At 49.1% G+C, this 1,459-nt stretch carries 2 protein-coding genes; one reads left to right on the top strand and one right to left on the bottom strand.

What is annotated here, in order from left to right; translation table 11 throughout:
• On the top strand, positions 1 to 962 hold a 962-nt coding region (locus IQ270_RS30240), incomplete at its 5' end, for a calcium-binding protein (RefSeq protein ID WP_305076238.1).
• Between the two features lie 77 nt (positions 963 to 1,039).
• Here the strand turns inward: IQ270_RS30240 and IQ270_RS30235 are convergent.
• Positions 1,040 to 1,345 (bottom strand): WD40 repeat domain-containing protein, encoded by a 306-nt coding sequence (locus IQ270_RS30235; protein ID WP_368670151.1) that lies wholly within the window; start codon positions 1,343 to 1,345, stop codon positions 1,040 to 1,042.
• Positions 1,346 to 1,459 lie beyond the last annotated feature (114 nt).

The following is a 1,459-nucleotide window of genomic DNA, read 5'->3' as shown; positions in this document are numbered from 1 at the left end:
TCGTCGAACCCCTGCCAGCCCCAGAGTTTGACCCCGGCAGCATTACTCCCAATCAGACCCAACAAACCATCAACGGCGGTGAGGGCCCCGATTTCATCATTGGTAGCGGCATCAACGAGTCAATTAACGGACTTGGCGAGAATGACACCCTCTACGGCATGGGCGGCAACGACAACATCGACGGCGGCAGCGGTAACGATTCCATCTTCGGCAATACCGGCAATGACTTCATCCAAGGCGACAGTGGCAACGATACAGTCTACGCCGGCAAAGATAGCGACACTGTGGTTGGCGGAGAAGGCGACGACTTTTTGAGGGGAGATTTAGGTCAAGATACTGTTGCCGGCGGCTTTGGCAACGACACCATTTTTGGCGGCAAAGATGACGACATTTTGCTGGGCGAAGATGGCGACGACGAGCTTTTTGGCAACTTAGGAAATGACACAATTAATGCGGGAAATGGCAACGATATTGTGTTTGGAAACGAAGGTGCAGATTTGATTTTTGGTAAGGCGGGAAATGACACACTTTACGGGGGCAAAGACAACGACAGTCTCGGAGGCGGCGATGGCAACGATTTGCTATTGGGCAACAACGAAAACGATTTGCTAGAAGGTTACACTGGCAACGATACGCTGTACGGAGGCAAAGGTAATGATAGCCTCTTCGGCAATGCTGGCAACGATTTTCTGGCCGGTGATGTAGGAGATGATACTTTGACTGGCGGTTCGGGGAATGATGTATTTCTGCTAACTCAAAGTTTAGGCAGCGACATCATTACGGATTTCCGCCAAGGCGAAGATTTAATTGGGTTAAATTCCGGTTTAAGTTTCAATCAATTAACTATTACTGGGAACAACAATCAAACTTTGATTAGCGTCACCAGTAGCAATCAATTGTTAGCAAAGTTGAACGGTGTAGCGCCCGGTACTCTCACCGCTAGCGATTTCATTACTCAGTAGTTATACCAAATCCGGGTTGTGGAGATTCTTTACGAACCAGTCGGCCTCCTCCCTTACGAATCGTAAAGCGGAGTATGTTACTGTTTCCTCTTATCTTCGCGTTCTTTGCGTCTTCGCGGTTCAATCATTCCAAAGGGCGAACACAACAAGCGATCGCCCTTTTCCAGCACCGTATTTGTCCGCAAATAATCCCGCAGGCGATCGCACCCGTAACTCAATAAATCCAGATTCAAAACTTGCTCCACGTTCCACAAAATCAGCCTATTATCCTCGCTGACAGAAGCCACAAACGTCCCGTCAGAACTGTACGCCACTCCCCTAATCGCCGCGCTGTGACCTCTGAAAGTCGTTAATGGAGTGCCGTCAACCTTCCACAACTTCACCGTATTGTCCACACTGCCAGATTGACTGGGTTTTCATGTTGTTTGGCTCTTTTGTTATCTGCTGCGGCATTACCCGCGTTATCGAAATATGGACGCTGCGGCATCCCAATACCA

The organism is Microcoleus sp. LEGE 07076 (assembly GCF_015207455.1).
In the GTDB taxonomy this organism is placed as follows: domain Bacteria; phylum Cyanobacteriota; class Cyanobacteriia; order Cyanobacteriales; family Microcoleaceae; genus Microcoleus.
The sequence above is the reverse complement of the archived record's forward strand: the minus strand, read 5'-3'. Positions and strand labels throughout refer to the sequence as shown.